The sequence below is a fragment of the Shewanella sp. P1-14-1 genome (genome assembly GCF_001401775.1).
GTDB classification, from domain to species: domain Bacteria; phylum Pseudomonadota; class Gammaproteobacteria; order Enterobacterales; family Shewanellaceae; genus Shewanella; species Shewanella japonica.
Window position 1 is genome coordinate 1 of the sequence record NZ_LKTL01000006.1, and the last position, 19,420, is coordinate 19,420.

At 43.1% G+C, this 19,420-nt stretch carries 13 protein-coding genes; 12 read left to right on the top strand and 1 reads right to left on the bottom strand.

Translation table 11 applies throughout. The annotated features are described in order from the left end of the window. The 3 genes from AN944_RS05610 to AN944_RS05620 all read left to right on the top strand — a co-directional run. A partial coding sequence (locus AN944_RS05610; protein ID WP_144430146.1) for an efflux RND transporter periplasmic adaptor subunit occupies positions 1 to 895 on the top strand: 895 nt, incomplete at its 5' end. Continuing rightward, positions 892 to 4,029, top strand: coding sequence for an efflux RND transporter permease subunit (locus AN944_RS05615; protein ID WP_055023626.1), 3,138 nt, complete (start codon positions 892 to 894; stop codon positions 4,027 to 4,029). The genes AN944_RS05610 and AN944_RS05615, both read left to right, overlap by 4 nt. A 231-nt stretch (positions 4,030 to 4,260) precedes the next feature. Further along, a complete protein-coding gene (locus AN944_RS05620; protein ID WP_055023627.1) occupies positions 4,261 to 4,887 on the top strand; it encodes a glutathione S-transferase family protein in 627 nt (208 codons plus the stop codon). A gap of 1,178 nt (positions 4,888 to 6,065) precedes the next feature. Here AN944_RS05620 and metH read toward each other — a convergent pair. Beyond that, entirely contained in the window at positions 6,066 to 9,782 is a 3,717-nt protein-coding gene (gene metH, locus AN944_RS05625; protein ID WP_055023628.1) for a methionine synthase, read from the bottom strand. A 325-nt stretch (positions 9,783 to 10,107) separates the two neighbouring features. Between metH and AN944_RS05630 the strand changes: the two genes are divergently transcribed. The 9 genes from AN944_RS05630 (at position 10,108) to cobO (ending at position 18,421) form a co-directional block, all read left to right on the top strand. After that, positions 10,108 to 10,902: a histidine phosphatase family protein gene (locus AN944_RS05630; RefSeq protein WP_160319080.1), complete on the top strand. Its 795-nt coding sequence runs from the start codon at positions 10,108 to 10,110 to the stop codon at positions 10,900 to 10,902. A 393-nt stretch (positions 10,903 to 11,295) separates the two neighbouring features. Then, positions 11,296 to 11,466 carry a hypothetical protein gene (locus tag AN944_RS21620; protein WP_160319081.1) on the top strand — a complete coding sequence of 57 codons (171 nt, stop codon included), beginning with the start codon at positions 11,296 to 11,298 and terminating at the stop codon, positions 11,464 to 11,466. Beyond that, positions 11,463 to 12,323, top strand: a complete 861-nt coding sequence (locus AN944_RS05635; RefSeq protein WP_055023630.1) for an ABC transporter ATP-binding protein — start codon at positions 11,463 to 11,465, stop codon at positions 12,321 to 12,323. Before AN944_RS21620 ends, AN944_RS05635 begins: the two co-directional genes overlap by 4 nt. Further along, positions 12,323 to 13,438, top strand: coding sequence for an iron ABC transporter permease (locus tag AN944_RS05640; RefSeq protein WP_055023631.1), 1,116 nt, complete (start codon positions 12,323 to 12,325; stop codon positions 13,436 to 13,438). Before AN944_RS05635 ends, AN944_RS05640 begins: the two co-directional genes overlap by 1 nt. A 21-nt stretch (positions 13,439 to 13,459) precedes the next feature. After that, positions 13,460 to 14,509 carry a nicotinate-nucleotide--dimethylbenzimidazole phosphoribosyltransferase gene (cobT, locus tag AN944_RS05645; protein ID WP_055023632.1) on the top strand — a complete coding sequence of 350 codons (1,050 nt, stop codon included), beginning with the start codon at positions 13,460 to 13,462 and terminating at the stop codon, positions 14,507 to 14,509. 79 nt (positions 14,510 to 14,588) lie between these two features. Beyond that, positions 14,589 to 15,398 (top strand): adenosylcobinamide-GDP ribazoletransferase, encoded by an 810-nt coding sequence (locus tag AN944_RS05650; RefSeq protein ID WP_055023633.1) that lies wholly within the window; start codon positions 14,589 to 14,591, stop codon positions 15,396 to 15,398. Further along, the gene (cobU, locus tag AN944_RS05655) at positions 15,395 to 15,943 is read left to right on the top strand and encodes a bifunctional adenosylcobinamide kinase/adenosylcobinamide-phosphate guanylyltransferase (RefSeq protein WP_055023634.1); all 549 of its coding nucleotides are present in this window, start codon (positions 15,395 to 15,397) and stop codon (positions 15,941 to 15,943) included. Before AN944_RS05650 ends, cobU begins: the two co-directional genes overlap by 4 nt. Before the next feature lie 217 nt (positions 15,944 to 16,160). Continuing rightward, entirely contained in the window at positions 16,161 to 17,768 is a 1,608-nt protein-coding gene (locus AN944_RS05660) for a cobyric acid synthase (protein WP_144430150.1), read from the top strand. Continuing rightward, on the top strand, positions 17,768 to 18,421 hold the full coding sequence (cobO, locus tag AN944_RS05665; protein ID WP_055023635.1) for a cob(I)yrinic acid a,c-diamide adenosyltransferase: 654 nt from the start codon (positions 17,768 to 17,770) through the stop codon (positions 18,419 to 18,421). Before AN944_RS05660 ends, cobO begins: the two co-directional genes overlap by 1 nt. Positions 18,422 to 19,420: the final 999 nt, after the last annotated feature.

A 19,420-nucleotide genomic window follows, 5' to 3' on the forward strand; every position in this document is an offset into this window, starting at 1 on the left:
GCAGCAATTGCTGGAAGAGCAAGCCCGAACCAATCAAGCTTTAGTCGATTGGCAACGTCTCAGTAATGGCCGTGAGCCAACCGCATTGGTGTTGCGTGAGCCACAACTTGCCGCAGCAAGAGCGGCAATGTTGTCAAACCAGGCATCACTTGAAAAAGCCAACCTTGCGCTTGAGCGTACCCAAGTTGTCGCACCGTTTTCTGGCCGTATTTTAGAAAAGCATGTCGATGTTGGCCGTGTTGTTTCAACCAACGCCCAACTTGCGACAATTTATGCAACCGATTATGTAGAAATTCGCCTACCGATCAATAACAGCGATTTGGCCTTAGTCGAATTGCCTGAGCAAGGTAAGTCAGTGGTGGCTAAAGTTTCTTTTGAGTCTGATTTAATTGGACTACAAAAATGGGAAGGACAGCTGATCCGCACTGAAGGTGCGATTGATAGTAACTCACAGCAGCTTTATGTTGTAGCGCAAATCGATGACCCATTTGATTATCAAAGTAATCAAAAAATGCCATTGAAAATTGGCCAATACCTAACAGCAAACATTGCAGGTAAAAAGCTAAGTCAGGTGTTAGTTATTCCTACGAAATCGATTTATCAGGGCTCTTATGTTTATGTAGTCAATGATGGCGTGTTATTACGTAAAGACGTCTCAATCAGATGGCAAAATAGTCAAGACTCAGTTGTGAGAGCGGGGCTTAATAATGGCGACGAATTAGTCACCACTTCACTTGGTCAAGTCAGCTCTGGTACTCCTGTTACGATAATGGGCTCTGAGCCAACAACAAGCCGCCCTCAAGGTGGACCTAAAGCTAACCTTGATGGAAAGCGCCGCCCTAAACCTGACGGCAAACACAACAAACCAGCAGCGAAAGAGGGGGCACAACCATGATTGCTTGGTTTGCTAAAAATCATGTCGCAGCCAACCTATTAATGCTGATGCTGCTGGTATTGGGGTTAGGTTCACTATCGACTCGAATTCCTCTTGAAGTATTCCCAACGGTTGAATCTGAACGCGTTTCGGTCAGCATCTCGCTGCGTGGTGCAACGCCTGAAGATGTTGAGAAGGGTGTTACTATTCGAGTTGAAGAAGCTGTACAAGATCTCGAAGGTATCGAGAAAATTACTTCAAGCTCATCAGAATCATCTTCGCAAGTGACCATTGAAGTGGAAAGTGGTTATGACCCTCGTGAGATGTTGGCAGATATTAAAAGCCGAGTCGATGCGATTAATACTTTTCCTGTCGATGCAGAAAAGCCGGTTATTGCGTTGGCCCAACGTAAGCGTGAAGTGATTGCTGTAACGGTAACGGGTAAATACAGTGAAAAAGAAACCCTTGAATTTGCCGAAGTCGTGCGTGATGAGTTATTACGTCTTGAAGGTGTTACCCAGCTAGATTTAAGCGGGGTACGTAACTATGAAGTGTCATTAGCCTTATCGCAAAACAAGTTACGCCAATACAACCTAACGTTGAGCGAAGTATCAAAAGCCATTAATGCCTCCAGTACCGATATCTCTGCTGGTAACCTAAAAACCCAAGGCGGTGACATTTTACTTCGCTCAAAAGGCCAAGCTTATTATAAAGATGAGTTTGCCAATATTGCGATTAAATCAGCTGCCGATGGCACGATTATCCGCTTAGGCGATGTCGCTGATGTGGATGATGGCTTTGAAGAAACCCCAGTAAGAACAAGATTTAATGGCCAGCAAGCAGCATTTATTGATGTTTACCGTATTGGCCAGCAAAGCGCTATTGATGTGGCTGATAAAGTCAAAGGGTACATTGACTCACGACAAGCGACATTGCCAGAAGGCTATGGCTTAAGTTACTGGGATGATGATTCTGAAATCGTTAAAAACCGTATTGCAACCTTAACTGGTAGTGCGTTGCAAGGCGGTATATTGGTGCTGTTATTACTGACCTTGTTCTTACGCCCATCAATTGCCATTTGGGTGTTTATTGGTATCCCTGTGTCATTTATGGGGGCCTTCATTTTTATGCCATTTTTTGGCGTATCTCTAAATGTCATGAGCTTGTTTGGGTTTATTTTAGTGCTGGGGATTGTGGTGGATGACGCCATTGTGACTGGTGAAAATATATATACCCACTTAAAGACAGCACCAAGTGGCGAGCAGGCCGCAATTTTAGGTACTCAAGAAGTTGCAGCGCCTGTTACCTTCGGGATTTTAACCACTGTCACCGCCTTTTTACCTATGTTGTTTATTGAAGGCACACGTGGGGCGATATTTGGGCAGATTGCCATCGTGGTGATCCCCGTATTACTGTTCTCATTAATTGAGTCTAAGTTTGTATTACCAGCTCATTTAAAACACATTAAGTTGCGAAGTGAGAAAGAAAAATACAATCGATTTGAGATTTTTCAGCAGAAGTTTGCCGATGGGTTTGAGCGTGCGATTATTCAATTTTATCAACCCTTCTTGCGTGTTGCTCTAAAACATAAGACAGCAACTTTGAGCTTGTTTTTAAGTGTGTTGTTAGTCATAGCTGCTTTGTTAGCAACGGGCTGGACTAAGTTTACTTTCTTTCCACGTATTCCAAGTGAAACTGTGCGATTGAGTCTGACGATGCCTGCAGGCACGCCATTTGAAGTGACCAATGCGCATATTATTGGCATTGCCGCCAAAGCTGAGGCATTGCAGGAAAAGTATCGTGATGAAGACACCGGCGAAAGCGTCATTATTAATATTTTAGCCACAACGGGTGGCCGAGGTGGTACTTCAAATGCGGGTAGTGTTCGTTTTGAAATGACCCCTGCTGAAAAGCGTGAGTCTGATATCACATCTCGAGAACTGTTAACCGAGTGGCGAAAGAGTGTGGGTGAAATCCCTGGGGCAGAGTCGATGACCTATCGTGCTGAAATTGGCCGTAGTTCAGATCCAATTGATGTACAGCTCAGTGCAAACTCATTAGAGACGTTAAGCGAAATTGCAGATCAGGTTAAAGAACACCTCAAAACCTACCCAACAGTATTTGATATCGCAGATAGTTTATCTAACGGTAAAGAAGAGCTGTTAATTGAGCTAACAGAGCAAGGTAAAGCACTCGGATTGACTCGCCAAGAAGTGTCAAGCCAAGTGAGAAGTTTCTATTTTGGCTCTGAAGTGCAGCGCATCCAGCGTGGTCGTGATGATGTTCGGGTAATGCTACGTTTACCATTAAATGAACGCCAATCACTAGACGATTTGAAAAAAGTATTGATTACCACAAGCCAAGGTACGCAGGTTCCTCTTGGCCACGTGGCTAAAATGACCTCGGGTAAAAGTCCTTCTAGCATAAGACGTATCGATCGCTATCGCGTGCTCAATGTGACTGCTGATGTTGATAAAGACAATACCAACATGACCGTACTACAAGCCGACCTCAAAGTATTTCTTGATGGTTTAGTGCAGCAGTACCCTGGCGTAAGGCATTCACTTGAAGGCGAAGCGCGTGAGCAGCGTGACAGCTTTGGCTCGCTCCAATGGGGCTTAGTATTTGTGCTGTTTATGATTTATAGCTTACTTGCGATACCGTTTAAGTCATATATTCAGCCACTAATTGTTATGAGCGTCATTCCGTTTGGCTTGATTGGCGCGGTGTTAGGTCATTGGTTTATGGGCTCACCACTGACGATTTTCAGTATATTAGGTATGTTGGCGCTGGTTGGAGTCGTGGTGAATGACTCATTGGTACTGGTGGACTTTATTAATAAGAAACGTGCCCAAGGGATGGAAATCGCAGAGGCGGTATTAACCGCTGGAGCTAAACGTTTCAGACCGGTTATGTTGACCAGTTTAACCACGTTTATTGGGTTAATGCCTTTGCTACTAGAGAAATCGACTCAGGCTCAGTTCTTAATCCCAATGGCTATTTCATTAGGTTTCGGGATTATATTCGCCACCTTTATCACCTTGATATTAGTGCCAGTAAACTACCTTGTAGTTGAACGTATAAAAGGTAACAAAGTTGATATTAGTCACTTTGATAAGTCCTTAGGTGACACCTTTGGAATGGCGAAAAGTTAATAAAGCAATGAATACAGGGAAGGGTTAAAGCCAATTGCTTTAACCCTTTTTGTTTATGTGATTATCAATCGCGCAAGGCCATGGTTAGGTACTAACAAGTATGGACTTTGCCATTTAGTTTTATTTTATCAATTGTGTAATGTATGTACTGAAAACCGTGTCTTAGGTTAATTCAGTTGTTCTTTATCTAAACCATGAGCATCGCGGCTTATTTTATTAAAGGTAATATCAATGGCTTTAACGTTATTTTATGCTCCAGGAGCTTGCTCTGGTGTCACAATTAATGCGATCCAAGAATTGGGGCTAGAGTGTGATTTTAAGCGAATTAATCTTGCTTCTGGCGAACAAAAGTCGCCAGAGTATTTACAAATTAACCCTTTCGGCAAGGTGCCTGCGCTGGTAACCGAAGGTAAGTTATTAACTGAAAACCCAGCTATTTTACTGTATTTAAATAGTTTGGTTCCAGGCTCTAAATTACTGCCAGAAACTGAAGATGAATATCAAAAGTGTGTATATGCTTCAGATTTAATGTGGTTTTCCAGTACCGTTCACCCATCTGTGCGTCATGTCTGTATGCCCGCATATTACACCGTTAGTAAAGATGTCTGTGATGTCGTAGCCAGTGGTCGTAACATGTTAACCAGTCATTTTGAGAAGGCTGAAAACAGGTTGAAAGCGTCAAATTGGTGGTACGGAGAACAATGGTCAATTGTTGATGTATATCTGCATTGGTGCTACACAAGAGCGTTAAGAGGCGGTTTTTCTTTGGATGATTTTCCTGCGCTTTTAGCACATCAAAAAAGAGTAGAGTCAAAGCCAAGCTTTCAGGGCCGCTTAGCTATAGAGCAAAGCCAGTAAGGCTATTTCATTTCAAACGACATTTTCGAGTTCTATGAGGAATTATGTTCACTCATTTCTTGTCTGACACGCGCTTGTTGTAATAGAAGCCGTGATACTTCTTGTTATAGAAAGCCGTGATACTTCTTGTTATAGAAAGCCGTGATACTTCAATCATTCTGGGGTTAAGGGGAATAGTGCGAATCCCCTTAACACCCCCGCATTACCCTGATGTACTAGTTATTCTCTATGTACTTTGAAAATAGCTAACGTACCCGATGTGGCATTGGTTTTGTTTAAATATGGCCTTACGGCCAAGGTAGGTCGTGGCGCTTCGCCCACACCAGACCAAAAGGGTGTGAACTGCGACACCCTCTTGGAACACCCCGCAGCCCCGACGAAGTGTTGTTCCTCATGCTTATTTAAGTGCATTGACTACCGCCTCAGATTCGCCATCCATGGCTCTCTCTGAGGCTATGTCGGCGTCCTGCCTCCATCACGTCAATTCACTTAACGCATTCGGACACTTCCAACGGGGATTCATTCAGCGTTTGACCTCATTTGCATTGATTGGGTTTAGATTAAGTTTACTCTGACCCTGACGAATCCCCACAAAAAGAACTTAATAAATAATGAGATAGATAGAAAGTTGAGGAACATTCATGCCATTTGGTGATCAAATTTATCGCCAAACAAAAATTACCACGAGTCAATGCCATGAATGCAAAACAAGTTTTATCAAAATGCCTATTGCTTATCACCCCGCTTATGAACAAAATCCGCCGACAGAGATTGTTCTCTGCAATCTAGTTTTTGGGTCAGAGTAAACTAATCCAAAGACCGCCGCAGTCTCCAATATTCCCCATTCCAAGTTGCTGAAATACGGAGATGAAAATGCCGTATAGCCATCATGGATGATGGCTAAGGCTCAGGGGGACATGGATGTCCCATCTGAGCCGTTAGGTATTTTTATTGGAGTATGAGGCTTATTCGCTTTGAAAGAATAACTTGGTTGGGGCGGCAAGGGATATCGAAAAGGGAAATGCTGTTGTTTCCCTTTCGTCGGGTGTGGGCGAAGCGCCACGACGTTAATCAGCCGTTAGGCTGTAATGGCAGCGCCATCATCCAAACGAAGTTTAGAATCCTAATAAAGAGTAACCAAGTGATTACTCAACATCACTATCTATTCTGGATCACTCTTATTCAGGGTCATAGTCCAACACTGGTGCTAGCCAGCGCTCTGTTTCTTCAATACTCATGCCTTTACGAGCAGCATAATCTTCAACCTGATCTTTACCTACATTCGTTACACCAAAATAGCGTGATTTAGGGTGGGCAAAGTACCAGCCTGATACCGCTGCGGTTGGGAACATGGCGTAGCTTTCTGTGATGTTCAAACCAATAGTTTCATCAGGTTTGAGTAAATCCCACAGCAAGCCTTTTTCTGTATGATCTGGGCAAGCTGGGTAACCTGGAGCTGGGCGAATGCCTTTGTATTTTTCACGGATGAGGGCTTCGTTATCTAACACTTCATCTGCTGCGTAACCCCAAAATTCTTTACGTACACGTTCATGCATACGCTCGGCAAAGGCTTCGGCTAAACGGTCAGCTAAACATTTGAGCATAATCGCGTTGTAGTCATCATGGTTTGCTTCAAAGCGTGCCACATGTTCGTCGATACCGTGACCTGCGGTTACCGCAAAGCCGCCCATGTAATCGGCCACACCTGACTCTTTTGGCGCAACAAAGTCGGACAAACAGAAGTTGTCATTGCCTACACGTTCAAGCTGCATACGTAAGTGATGAGTGGTCATTTCAACTTCGGTGCGAGTCTCGTCTGTGTAAAGCTCAATGTCGTCATGGTTGACGGTGTTTGCAGGGAATAAGCCGATGACGGCTTTGGCCGTGAGCCACTTTTCACTGATGATGGTTTCAAGCATGGCTTTGCCATCTTTATAGAGTTTACGGGCTTCTTCACCGACGACTTTATCATCAAGAATGTCTGGGAAGCGGCCGTGTAGCTCCCAGCTTCGGAAAAACGGGGTCCAGTCGATACGATCAACTAAGTCTTCTAATGGGTAGTCATCAAATACTTGACGACCTAATACATTAGGTTTGAATGGTGTGTAGTTATCCCAATCATGCTGGCAGCGGTTTTCACGGGCAGCGGCAATTGACACTATGGTTTTACGCTTGGTTTGTGATAAGCGTTTTTCTCGCATCATGTCGTATTCGTTATACGCTTCATCAATAGTAGCTTGGCGTGTGTCATTACTGATAAGTTTAGACACCATAGGCACGGCGCGAGACGCATCAGCAATGTAAATCGCTCCTGTTGGTGAGTGTGGGGCAATTTTTACGGCGGTATGAATTTTTGAGCAAGTGGCGCCGCCAATGATGGATGGAATGGTTAAACCTGCTTTATGGAAGGCTTTAACGTTATGCACCATTTCATCAAGGCTTGGGGTAATCAGTCCCGACATGCCAATAATATCAACGTTTTCAGCAATGGCGACTTCGATGATTTTCTCAACGGGTACCATTACGCCTAAATCAATCACCTCATAACCATTACAAGCTAATACCACACCAACGATATTTTTACCGATATCGTGCACATCGCCTTTAACGGTCACCATGAGGATTTTACCGTTGGATTGACCTTCCACTTTTTCGGCTTCAATAAATGGGTTTAAATAGGCCACGGCTTTTTTCATCACGCGGGCGGATTTCACCACTTGCGGCAAGAACATTTTACCTGCGCCGAATAAGTCACCGACGACATTCATACCATTCATTAATGGCCCTTCGATCACATCCAGTGGACGGACTGCTTGTAGGCGTGCTTCTTCAGTGTCTTGGTCAATAAATTCGGTAATCCCTTTTACTAAGGCGTGGGATAAGCGCTCCTCAACAGGCCAACCTCGCCATGCTAAATCTTCTTTTTTCGCGACTTGCTTACCGTCACCACGAAACTTTTCAGCGACATCAAGCAGTTGTTCTGTATTGGTTGAATCAGCAACGGGGCAAGGTAAGTTTTGCACCACGTTTTCAACTTTTTCTTTAAGCTCAGGGTCGATATCATCATAAATGGCTAATTGACCCGCGTTAACAATCCCCATGTCCATACCTGCTTGAATCGCATGGTATAAAAACACCGCGTGTATGGCTTCACGCACTGGGTTGTTGCCACGGAACGAGAAAGACACATTCGATACACCGCCAGAGATCATCGCATAGGGTAACGTGGCTTTGATGTCTTTAATCGACTCAATAAAGTCGACAGCGTAATTGTCGTGCTCTTCAATTCCGGTGGCAATCGCAAAAATATTAGGGTCAAAAATAATGTCTTCAGGTGGAAAGCCAACCACATCAACTAATACACGATAAGCACGCGTACAAATTTCAGTTTTACGGGCTCGGGTATCGGCCTGGCCGTCTTCATCAAAGGCCATGACAATGGCAGCTGCGCCATAGCGTTTCACTAAGGTGGCTTGTTTGATAAAGGCTGCTTCGCCTTCTTTCATTGAAATTGAGTTAACAATGGATTTGCCTTGTACGCATTTAAGGCCTGCTTCAATGACATCCCATTTAGATGAGTCAATCATGATAGGCACACGAGAAATGTCTGGCTCTGAGGCGATTAAGTTTAAGAACTTTTTCATTGACTCTGCGCCATCAAGCATGCCTTCATCCATGTTGACGTCGATGATTTGCGCGCCGTTTTCAACTTGCTCGCGTACCACATCTAAGGCTTCTTCAAACTTTTCTTCTTTAATTAAACGTAAGAATTTAGCAGAGCCTGTGACATTCGCGCGCTCGCCAACGTTAACAAATAATGAGTCACCATCGATGGTTAACGGTTCAAGCCCAGATAAACGACACGCAACAGGGATGTCGGGGATAGTGCGAGGCGCGTGGGTGATAACGGCATCACGAATCGCGCTGATATGTGCTGGTGTGCTACCACAACACCCGCCAACAATATTCAGCATGCCTTCTGCTGCCCAGTCGATAATAACTTCGGCCATCTCTTCTGGCGTTTCATCGTAACCGCCAAATTCATTCGGCAGACCGGCATTGGGATGCGCTGAGACATGACATTCTGCAATGCGAGATAATTCTTCTACGTATGGACGTAACTCTTTAGGGCCTAATGCACAGTTAAGGCCAATAGAAATCGGTTTGATGTGGCGCAGTGAGTTATAAAAGCCTTCAGTGGTTTGTCCGGTTAATGTCCGGCCTGAGGCATCGGTAATCGTGCCTGATATCATTACTGGCAGGCGATCGCCTAAAGTATCAAACACGGTTTCAATGGCAAATAGGGCGGCTTTGGCATTGAGAGTATCAAAGATGGTTTCTACCATAATGATATCTGCGCCACCTTCAATTAATGCAGTGGTGGATTCGACATAGGCATCAACAAGCTCATCGAAACTGACATTACGAAAACTGGGATCATTCACATCTGGGCTAATCGAACAAGTACGGTTGGTTGGCCCTAGAACACCTGCAACATAACGTTTAATGCCTGTTTGTGCTTCTACTTCGTCAGCGGCGTCGCGGGCAACTCTAGCGCCTTCGAGGTTGATTTCAGCCGACAAGCTTTGCATGTCGTAATCAGCCATCGCAATGGTCGTGGCGTTAAAGGTATTGGTTTCAATAATGTCAGCGCCCGCTAACATGTATTTAGTGTGAATGTCTTTAATGATTTGGCGCTGGCTTAGTACCAACATGTCATTATTGCCTTTCACATCGCAATGCCAGTCTTTGAAGCGCTCGCCACGGTAATCTTCTTCTTCCAATTTATAGTCTTGGATCATTGTCCCCATGGCACCATCGAGGATCACGATACGCTCTTTTAGCGTATTGGTAAGTTGTTCAAGAACCTGACTGTAGGAAGTCGACTTCGCCATATTTGAGTACCTTTATTGCTATGCTAGCAGTTGCTATTAGCTATTTCTTATTATGTGAATATTCGAAACTTGAGAAATTAGCATACCTTGTTTTGCACTATATAAAAGGCGGCCTAAGTCAAACTCGCTTCGTAAAAGTATTCAGCATTAATATTTGTTTGGACATTTAAACGTATAGACGTCCATAATACGTGAAGTTTGTTTCCAAGAGCAAGTGTCAGAATGCACTAACTCAGTCCAGTATGATGAATAATGCTGAACTTGGTGCAGATAAAAGGTTTTGTGAACGGTGAACGTGCAGGAATGTATAAAAAGGGAGCCTAGAGTGACTAGATTATCACACGCTAAGATAGTATTACTGCGACACGGACAATGTGAAGGCGGCAATATATTGCGTGGAAAAACGGATGTTAATTTGAGCGAACTCGGTGCGGCTACGATGCTAAATCGTATTAAGCAGATTGATTTTGTGCCTCATTTTCCGAAAGTAAGCTTGATAAGCTCACCTTTACAACGCTGCCAGCATTTTACTCATGGGTTATTTACTGAGTTAAATACTGCTAACACTGCCTTAAGTGAAATGAATGATGAGGCTCATCAGTCAGTCAACACGCCATTACCTGCGGTGCAGTTGATGCCTGAGTTGGCCGAAATTGATTTTGGTGACTGGGATGGGGTGTCATTTGATTCTTTATACGAACAGTTTGGCGATAAGATTAATCAATACTGGGACAATCCTTGGCAGCATACACCACCGAATGCAGAGTCGATGAGTGAATTTGAAACGCGTGTCGCATCTGGTTTTAACAAGGTGTGTCAGCAATTACGTCAAGTGGCGAACAGCCCTGAGCTTAAAGGTAACAGCCCTGAGCTTAAAGGTAACAGTCCTGAGCTTCACGTAAATCGTTCTGAGTTAGCAAAAAATGCCCCTGAACCTTTGGCTATTATCGTCACTCATGGTGGTGTCATACGCACCATCATTGCTTTGGTGCTTGGTCTTGAACAATGCCAAGGCATATATAACACCTTATCCATTGATTACGCCGCGACGGTTTCTATTTCAGTTTTTTGGGCAGATGAAAGCAGCGAGCCTAAGTTTCAACTTCATTGGTCTGCATAGAGTCAATAATAGGGGGCGCATCAGCGCGTTTTTGCTGAACAAGCCCTTAATTTAGCGTACAATCTTTACATACTTTTTTACGTGTTATCTTAATCTGTAAGAAAGCATAAAATAGGTCGCGATAGCGGATGGATTATTGTCGCTATCGTTTAAGTATAAATAAAGTTAATCTGTTTTGTCATACTAACGGATGAATAGGGAATCATGGTTCAATTTGACTCAAGGTCAGATTGATTAGCATGAACTGTACCCGCAACTGTAATGTTATTTTTTACAAATAACTAAGTCAGATACCTAGCTTTTTTATGATGGTTCACAGCCTTTTACGCACTGCATTTATTCACTATCCAGTGCCTTTAATCAACCTGAGCGGGTGACTCAGGCGGAGAATTCATGTTTTATACCACTGTAATACATGGCGCTGCATTAGATTGCATTGCGTTTATGTGTCAGAACCTAGTTAGATTAGGTCATTGCTTGTCAGGTAACGTCGCATTAGATGCTCAACGCGTCAGTGTGTGTGCTTTACGTATTAAGTCTGCTTTTCTGGCGACGGCTTCATGACTCAAAATCAGCAGCAACGAGATGGCTCAATGGGTGAGGCGCTTAAGGTGGCTCGACTTTATTGGTCAGTGCAACAACAGGCGATTCTTTCCAATGTCAGCTTTTCACTGCAACAAGGTGAAATGCTGGGACTGATTGGTCCAAATGGCGCAGGCAAGTCCAGTTTATTGCGCTGCTTGTATCGTTATATCTCACCAGATAGAGGCCAGATCACCTTGTTTGGTGAAGATATTAGCCGCATCAGCCAAAAGCATTTAGCGACAAAAGTTGCTGTCGTTCAACAAGAGACTCCGCATTATTTTGCAATGAGCTGTGAACAAATCGTGGCAATGGGATTAACGCCTCATAAAGGGCTATTTGAAACAGATACTCAAGCTGATAAACATAATGTGATGCAAGCGTTAGATAAGGTCGGTTTGGCGTTAAAAGCAAGCCAACAATATGAACAGCTTTCTGGAGGCGAAAAGCAGCGTGCACTTATTGCCAGAGCTATTGTACAAAAACCGCAGTTGTTAATCCTTGATGAGCCAACAAATCATTTAGATATTCGTTATCAGATCCAAATTTTAGAATTGGTGCGCCAGTTGGGGATCAGTGTTATAGCGTCAATTCACGATCTGAACTTAGCCAGTGCAGTGTGTGATAGGTTGTTATTGTTAAATCAGGGCGCGTGTATAGCTCAAGGGTTACCAGATCAAGTGTTAACCGAGCAGATTATCGGCGATGTGTTTGGTGTTTGCTGCCAAGTTAATCGCCATCCCCAACATGGTAAGCCATTGATTACCTATTTTTACGGTTATCAAGATGAGCATCCCCATCATCAAACACGGCAACAAGATAACAAGGAGGGGATTTAATGTTTGCGACTTATTCCCTTCGCCATAAATGCTTATTGGCATTGACAGCATTGATGACCTTAATTACCCCAATTGCAGCAGCCAGTTTTGGTGCGGCAAATATTAGTTTCGGACAAGTTTTTTTACTTTTTACAGAACCCATGTTGGGCGCTTCTGCAAGCACTGATGGCGTAACGACAATAACTGAACGTATTGTGTTTGAGTTGCGTATGCCACGGATTATATTGGCGTTTATTGCTGGTGCCGGCTTAGCTTTGGCTGGCAGCGTGTTGCAAACTGTTACGAGAAACCCATTAGCTGATCCCTATTTATTTGGTATAAGTTCTGGTGCCTCTTTTGGCGCTGTGTTGGTGTTGAGTTTTTTCGGCACTCAAGGCTTAGTGCAGCAATGGCTTTCGCAGTCCGATAGCTTATGGGCTGGCGCGATTTACCGGTCAGGGTTATTTAGTCATGATGCGTGGTGGTCTTGGTCATCATTAAGTCTTCCTGTCGGGGCATTTATCGGTGCGCTTTTTTCAGTGCTATTAGTGCTGTCGTTATCGGGTTTTGGCAGAGCAAGTCAGGTGGAAAGAATGCTGCTCTCAGGGGTCGCTACCTCTTTTATGTTTGGCGCATTAACTAGCTTAGTGCTGTATTTCTCAAGCCCTCAAGCAGCGGCGTCTGTTTTGTTCTGGAGCCTTGGAAGTTTTGCCAAAGCCAGTTGGTCAGGTTTGATTATCCCAGCTGTTGTAGTGTGCTCAAGCGTGATAATTATTCTGGCGTTCAAGCGTCAAGTGATTGCGATACAAGCTGGGGATGAAACTGCCCACTCACTAGGGGTCAATGTTGCCAGATTAAGGCTATATATGTTGATTCTGTGCTCGCTGATTACAGCAACATTAGTCGCCAGTTGTGGCGGTATCGGCTTTGTAGGCTTGATGATCCCTCATACTGTAAGGTTACTCTTTCCTGGCCAGCAACCTATTTTTACAACAGTGTTTGTAGGGGGCTTATTTATGGTGTGGATTGATGTATTAGCTCGTTGTTTGTTGTCCAACCAAGAATTGCCTGTCGGTATAATTACTGCGGCAATTGGTAGTGTGTTTTTCTTATTTGTGTTACGTCACCGCCGCTAGGCGCATTTGGGAGTATGAAGTATGTTCGCAGTTGATCCCGTTAATCATCTTAATGATGAACAGATCCAACATAAAATAAACCAAAAAACCAAACCGCTAGGGGCATTAGGCTCACTTGAGTCGTTGGCAAAGCAAATAGCGCAAGTACAGTTAACTGAACCATTTAATAACCGCCAAAAGTTAGCCATTAATCAGCCAGCAATGTTGGTCTTTGCAGGTGATCACGGCATCGCAAATCACGGGGTGTCGATTGCGCCTAGTGCAGTGACTCAGCAAATGGTGAACAATTTTGCGAGTGGCGGTGCGGCGATTAATGTGTTTTGTCGTCAAATGGGATTGAATCTGGAAGTCATTGATTGCGGTATGTTAACCCCTAGCGACCACCCTAAAGTGACTGATCATAGGCTAGGAACCGGTACTCAGGCTATTCATCAAAAACAAGCAATGGATTTACTCGCAGTAAAAGATGGTTTTAGTTTTGCCAATGACCTAGTGCAGCGACATTTTGATTCTGGCTGCAATCTTATTGCATTAGGGGAAATGGGGATTGGTAATACATCTTCAGCGGCAGCCATAATGGCTGCGATGCTAAAATTAGATGTCAAAGAGTGTGTTGGACGTGGGACTGGCATTGATGATGAGTCCTTTGCACTTAAACGTGAGTTATTAACGGTTGCAATGAATCTTCACCGCGACAAAATTCATGATCCTGTAAATGTACTGGCTTGCTTAGGTGGCTTTGAAATTGTGCAAATGACTGGCGCAATTTTAGCGGCATCAGAAAAGAAAATGCTGGTGGTGATAGACGGCTTTATCGCAACGGCGGCAGCGTTAGTTGCGGTGGCATTACACCCAAGTGCTAGAGACTACCTTATTTTTGCCCATCAATCCGATGAGCAAGGCCACCAAAAAATGCTACAAGCGTTAGATGCTAAACCTTTATTGTCGCTGGGTTTACGTTTGGGTGAAGGCACAGGCGCTGCGTTGTCATTACCTATGATTCAAGCGGCGGTCAATTTTTACAATGATATGGCCAGTTTTGACAAAGCTGGTGTCAGTAATGTGGTTTAAGTTATGGCTTTGCCTGTGCTCAGTTAATGAAGCAACGCTAGCTAATTCAAGATTATACTTAACTAACAAAGGATGATGAATGTCGTTGCAATCAGGCTCTGTAAATCGTGCCAGTTGGTTGAAAAAACAGCTTAATCTATTGCTCATTGCGGTGAGTTTTTTTACCCGTATTCCTATACCTAATTGGGTTGAATTTGACAGTGAAAAGTTAAATAAAGCCAGTCGTTATTTTGGTGTGGTGGGGTTACTGGTTGGCGCAATGAGTGCGAGCGTGTTTTGGTTAAGCCAATTAGTGCTGCCTAATGGTGTTGCAGTGATCTTAGCGATTATCGCCAGCGTATTAATGACAGGAGGCTTTCATGAAGATGGCCTTGCTGATACAGCTGACGGCTTTGGTGGCGGCTGGAAAGTCGCTGATAAGCTACGCATTATGAAAGACTCTAGAATAGGGACTTATGGCACTTTAGCCATCGGATTAACCTTATTGTTAAAATGGCAACTATTGGTTGAAATTGCCCTATACAGCCCACTTAAAGCAGCAATTGCACTAATTGTAGCGCATCCTTTAAGTCGAGTTGTTGCAGCAAGCATGATTTTTTCTGAGCAATATGTCACCGAAGATGACGGCAGTAAGTCAAAGCCTTTGGCTCAATATCAGCACATTAATGATTTATTGATTTTATGTTTAAGCGGCTTTGTCGTGCTGGCTTGTTTAAACGGTGTATTGGCGTTTGTTCTATTATTAGCGTTAGTGGCCACAAGACAATTACTGGTATGGGGATTTAATCGTCAAATTGGTGGTTACACTGGCGACACGTTAGGGGCTGCGCAGCAAGTTAGCGAAATTGTCTGCTACTGCATTATTTTAACCATAGGTTTATCAACATGATACATCTAGTTTTAGGCGGAGCCCGTTCAGGGAAAAGTCGATACGGTGAGTCCATTGCAAAGCAGTATGCTGAGCAAGGTTTTCGTTGTGTTTACGTTGCCACTGCCACAGCCTTAGATGATGAAATGACGGCCAGAATAGCCAAACATCAGAAAGATAGAGTTGACTCCAATCTGCCATGGCAATTAATTGAAACACCAATGGCATTAGCCTCAACATTGCAAAACTACCACGCTGATGATTGCGTAATATTAGTCGATTGCCTCACCTTATATTTATCTAATCACTTAATTGCTAGTGAAGAAACGCACCGTAATGGCGTGGATGACTTATGGCAACAGCAAAAGCAAGCTTTGCTAGCTTGTTTACCGTCATTAAAAGGGCAGGTGATTTTTATCAGTAATGAAGTGGGTTCAGGGATTGTTCCGTTAGGGGAGTTAACTCGTCGTTTTGCTGATGAGGCTGGTTGGCTTAATCAAGCTATTGCTGCGCAAGCTGATAAGGTTAGCCTAGTGGTCGCAGGCATTCCCATATCACTAAAATAATGCGTCAACGTTAAATGACATCATGTCATCACTTACATAACCCAAATTTGAAGGATGATTGGCGTTAATGAGCAATCAAGAAAAGCCCGAAAGTCAGCAGCAACGCCATATGAACACTGCCCCCCAAGATGTGACTCAAGCTGATACTGATGATTCGGAGATACTACATCTGTTGAGTAAGCCCCATTCTTATCAAGCGGGTAAAGCGTTAACCTTAATGGTGCAAGGCACCACATCTGATGCAGGTAAGAGCACCTTAGTGGCAGGCTTATGTCGCTTATTTGCCAGAAAAGGCACGCAGGTTGCGCCATTTAAACCCCAAAATATGGCGTTAAATAGTGCAGTCACAGAAGACGGCGGCGAGATAGGTCGAGCTCAAGCATTGCAAGCGGTTGCATGTCAGCTTGAACCACATACTGACTTTAATCCTGTACTGTTAAAGCCAAGCTCTGATACGGGAGCGCAAATCATCATTCATGGTAAAGCACTGACTTCATTAGAGGCCAAAACGTTTTTTGGCCCAGAAAGTCGCCATTATAAAGCAACAGCGATGAATGCTGTTTTGCAATCATTTGAGCGATTAACGCATCAATATGACATGGTCATCGTTGAAGGTGCAGGTAGCCCAGCAGAGATTAATTTACGTGAGGGTGATATTGCTAATATGGGCTTTGCTGAAGCCGTTGATTGCCCTGTCATTATTATTGCAGATATCGACAAGGGCGGCGTTTTTGCACACCTTGTAGGCACTTTAGCGCTGTTAAGTTTATCTGAACAATCCAGAGTGAAAGGCTTTGTTATTAACCGATTTAGAGGCGACATTAGTTTGTTGCAGTCGGGAATTGACTGGCTTGAAAGTTACACTAATAAGCCAGTATTAGGGGTATTACCTTACTTACATGATTTACACCTTGATGCAGAAGATGCCTTGATTGATAGCCCTTTAAAAACGAGTGACGTTATCGAGCATCAGCAAAAAATCACTGTGCTTGTATTTGTGTTTCCCAGGATCAGTAATCACACTGATTTTGACCCACTTCGCTTACATCCACAGATTGATTTTCATTATATAAGTCAACAAACCCAAGCGAAATCGCTGCCGCCTGCCGCCGACTTAATTATCATGCCTGGCAGCAAAAATGTGCGCACCGATTTAGCTTTCATGCGTGAGCAAGGCTGGGACAAGCTGGTTAATAAGCACTTACGGTATGGCGGTAAAGTCATTGGTATCTGTGGCGGATATCAGATGTTAGGCCATCAAATTGATGACCCATTAGGCATTGAAGACGAAGCCGGCTCAAGCAAAGGTTTAGGCTTGTTAGCATTAAACACCACACTCACTAATGAAAAATTACTCACCATAGTAAGCGGTTACTTACAGCTTGATGACGATAAGGTAGCGGTGTCAGGTTATGAAATTCATTGTGGTGAAAGTCACTTATTGACTGAGGCTAACCTGAATCAACCTGTTGAAATATTTTATGAGCAAGCTGATACCAATGCTAATACCAGCGCTAAAAACAGCGCTAAAAGCAGCGTTAATAGCGTTGCTAATAAGAATATCGGCAATCACGAAGAAGATGAACAAACAGGGGTACCTTCGCTTCGTTTTGACGGACAAGTAAGTCATGATAATCAGATACTGGGATGCTATATGCACGGGCTATTTGACAGCCCCGATGCTTGCCAACTGATTTTACGCTGGGCAGGACTTTCATCTGCTGAGTCGTTGGATATTAATCAAATTCGAGAGCAACAATTAGAAAGATTAGCGGATGTGTTAGAAACACATCTTGATATGGAAAAATTAACAGGAAGTCTTTAATGGAAAAGTCTGAAAATGTCACCAATAACAGCGTTGAATCAACTGAGGTTAACCATGCTGATACTAAGGCGCAACGTCATAAAGCTCGCCAGCAAAAACTCAAAGAAGGTGTCGATGCAAAAATTGCTGCAGCTCAAGATGAAAAGGGCATTTTATTAGTGCTTACGGGCAATGGTAAAGGCAAATCAACGTCTGGTTTTGGTGCTGTGACACGTTGTGTTGGTCATGGACAAAAGGCGGCCGTTGTGCAATTCATTAAAGGTGGATGGGAGTGCGGAGAGCGTAATCTACTGGAAAAAGTTGGGGTTGAATTCTATGTCATGGGCACAGGATTTACTTGGGAAACCCAAGATCGTGAAAAAGACGTGGCTGCTGCGGAGTCTGCTTGGCAAGATGCCGAAAAGTTACTTAAAGATGAATCGATAAACCTAGTGTTATTAGATGAGCTAACTTATATGGTGACATATAAGTATATCGATTTAGCCCGTGTGATAGAGGCGCTGAATAATCGTCCACCAATGCAGCATGTGATTATTACTGGACGTGCCTGTCACCGCGATATTATCGAATTGGCAGATACCGTAAGCGAAGTACAACCGATTAAGCATGCTTTTAATGACGGTATCAAAGCGCAAATTGGTTTCGACTATTAATAAAAAAGCTGTCGATACATCATTGTGTTTATGGGCGGCTGTTCTACAGATTTGACTGTGCCGCCTAAATTAACGCTCAAACTTTCACGGGTAACCTTAGTATGTTTCCAGCTGCTCTTAGCTAATCACATTACCAGCCTTTCTTAACCTAGCCTCTCTTAACCTAGTCTCTCCTAACTTAGTCTCTCTTAACTTAGCCAATCAATTAACATCAGTCCCAACTCTGCGCATATCAAGCAGACTCTTCAATGCCTCATTTACGCTTTATAAATATACATATTCATTTTTAGCGGTATAACCTGGTGCGATTGATCTTCATCTTCTCGCTCTTGTTTTTGGCAAGACGCTAAATTGAATGAATCAAGAGCCTATTTGTTACTGGAAAGTAAAGTTAACCCCCTCGAGAAATTGTTTTACACTTCTAAATTAGATTTTTTGTGTTCTTTTTGTAACTAAATAACGTTGATTTTAATTTAACGTCGCATGTGATGAATATAAGTCTAACTAAATCGATTAAATAACAGTTTGTGTAAATTTGTATCTTATTTAATATTTGTTGAATTTTTATCTCTGTTTTTTATTTCGAACTATATTTGTAATATTACAATTTAAATATCTATCATTGTTTTTGGTTAAGTCTATGTTTGCTTGGTTTATTTTGTGATAGCTCGTAATTGTTGTTTTTATATGGCGCTGTTTTTATTAAAAGTCTCCTTCTTATATTCCTCTATTGTTTTGCAATACGGTTAATTATGTTTAGGTTCTTGTATCACTTGGTAGAAAGTTAAGTGCATATAATGTATAGGTTATTTCTCTTTTGTTAAACTTTGGTAGTGCTTATGTTTTGTGATGTGGATCTCTATCCGTGTCTTGCTATACATATGTAACTTGCTTAATATTCGAATGTTGATTGTGACGACTTCTTATATAAGTTAATCAAACAAATGTAATGACAATGTAAATGCTGAAGGTTTTGAAATGCCGCTTTAAATTGGGTGT

What these genes read in the sequence shown, in the direction of transcription:
- cobT (WP_055023632.1), top strand. Translation starts at nt 13,460, where the DNA reads ATGTTCGCAGTTGATCCCGTTAATCATCTTAATGATGAACAGATCCAA.
- AN944_RS21620 (WP_160319081.1), top strand. Translation starts at nt 11,296, where the DNA reads ATGTTTTATACCACTGTAATACATGGCGCTGCATTAGATTGCATTGCG.
- AN944_RS05635 (WP_055023630.1), top strand. Translation starts at nt 11,463, where the DNA reads ATGACTCAAAATCAGCAGCAACGAGATGGCTCAATGGGTGAGGCGCTT.
- cobO (WP_055023635.1), top strand. Translation starts at nt 17,768, where the DNA reads ATGGAAAAGTCTGAAAATGTCACCAATAACAGCGTTGAATCAACTGAG.
- cobU (WP_055023634.1), top strand. Translation starts at nt 15,395, where the DNA reads ATGATACATCTAGTTTTAGGCGGAGCCCGTTCAGGGAAAAGTCGATAC.
- AN944_RS05660 (WP_144430150.1), top strand. Translation starts at nt 16,161, where the DNA reads ATGGTGCAAGGCACCACATCTGATGCAGGTAAGAGCACCTTAGTGGCA.
- AN944_RS05620 (WP_055023627.1), top strand. Translation starts at nt 4,261, where the DNA reads ATGGCTTTAACGTTATTTTATGCTCCAGGAGCTTGCTCTGGTGTCACA.
- AN944_RS05640 (WP_055023631.1), top strand. Translation starts at nt 12,323, where the DNA reads ATGTTTGCGACTTATTCCCTTCGCCATAAATGCTTATTGGCATTGACA.
- AN944_RS05615 (WP_055023626.1), top strand. Translation starts at nt 892, where the DNA reads ATGATTGCTTGGTTTGCTAAAAATCATGTCGCAGCCAACCTATTAATG.
- AN944_RS05650 (WP_055023633.1), top strand. Translation starts at nt 14,589, where the DNA reads ATGTCGTTGCAATCAGGCTCTGTAAATCGTGCCAGTTGGTTGAAAAAA.
- metH (WP_055023628.1), bottom strand. Translation starts at nt 9,782, where the DNA reads ATGGCGAAGTCGACTTCCTACAGTCAGGTTCTTGAACAACTTACCAAT.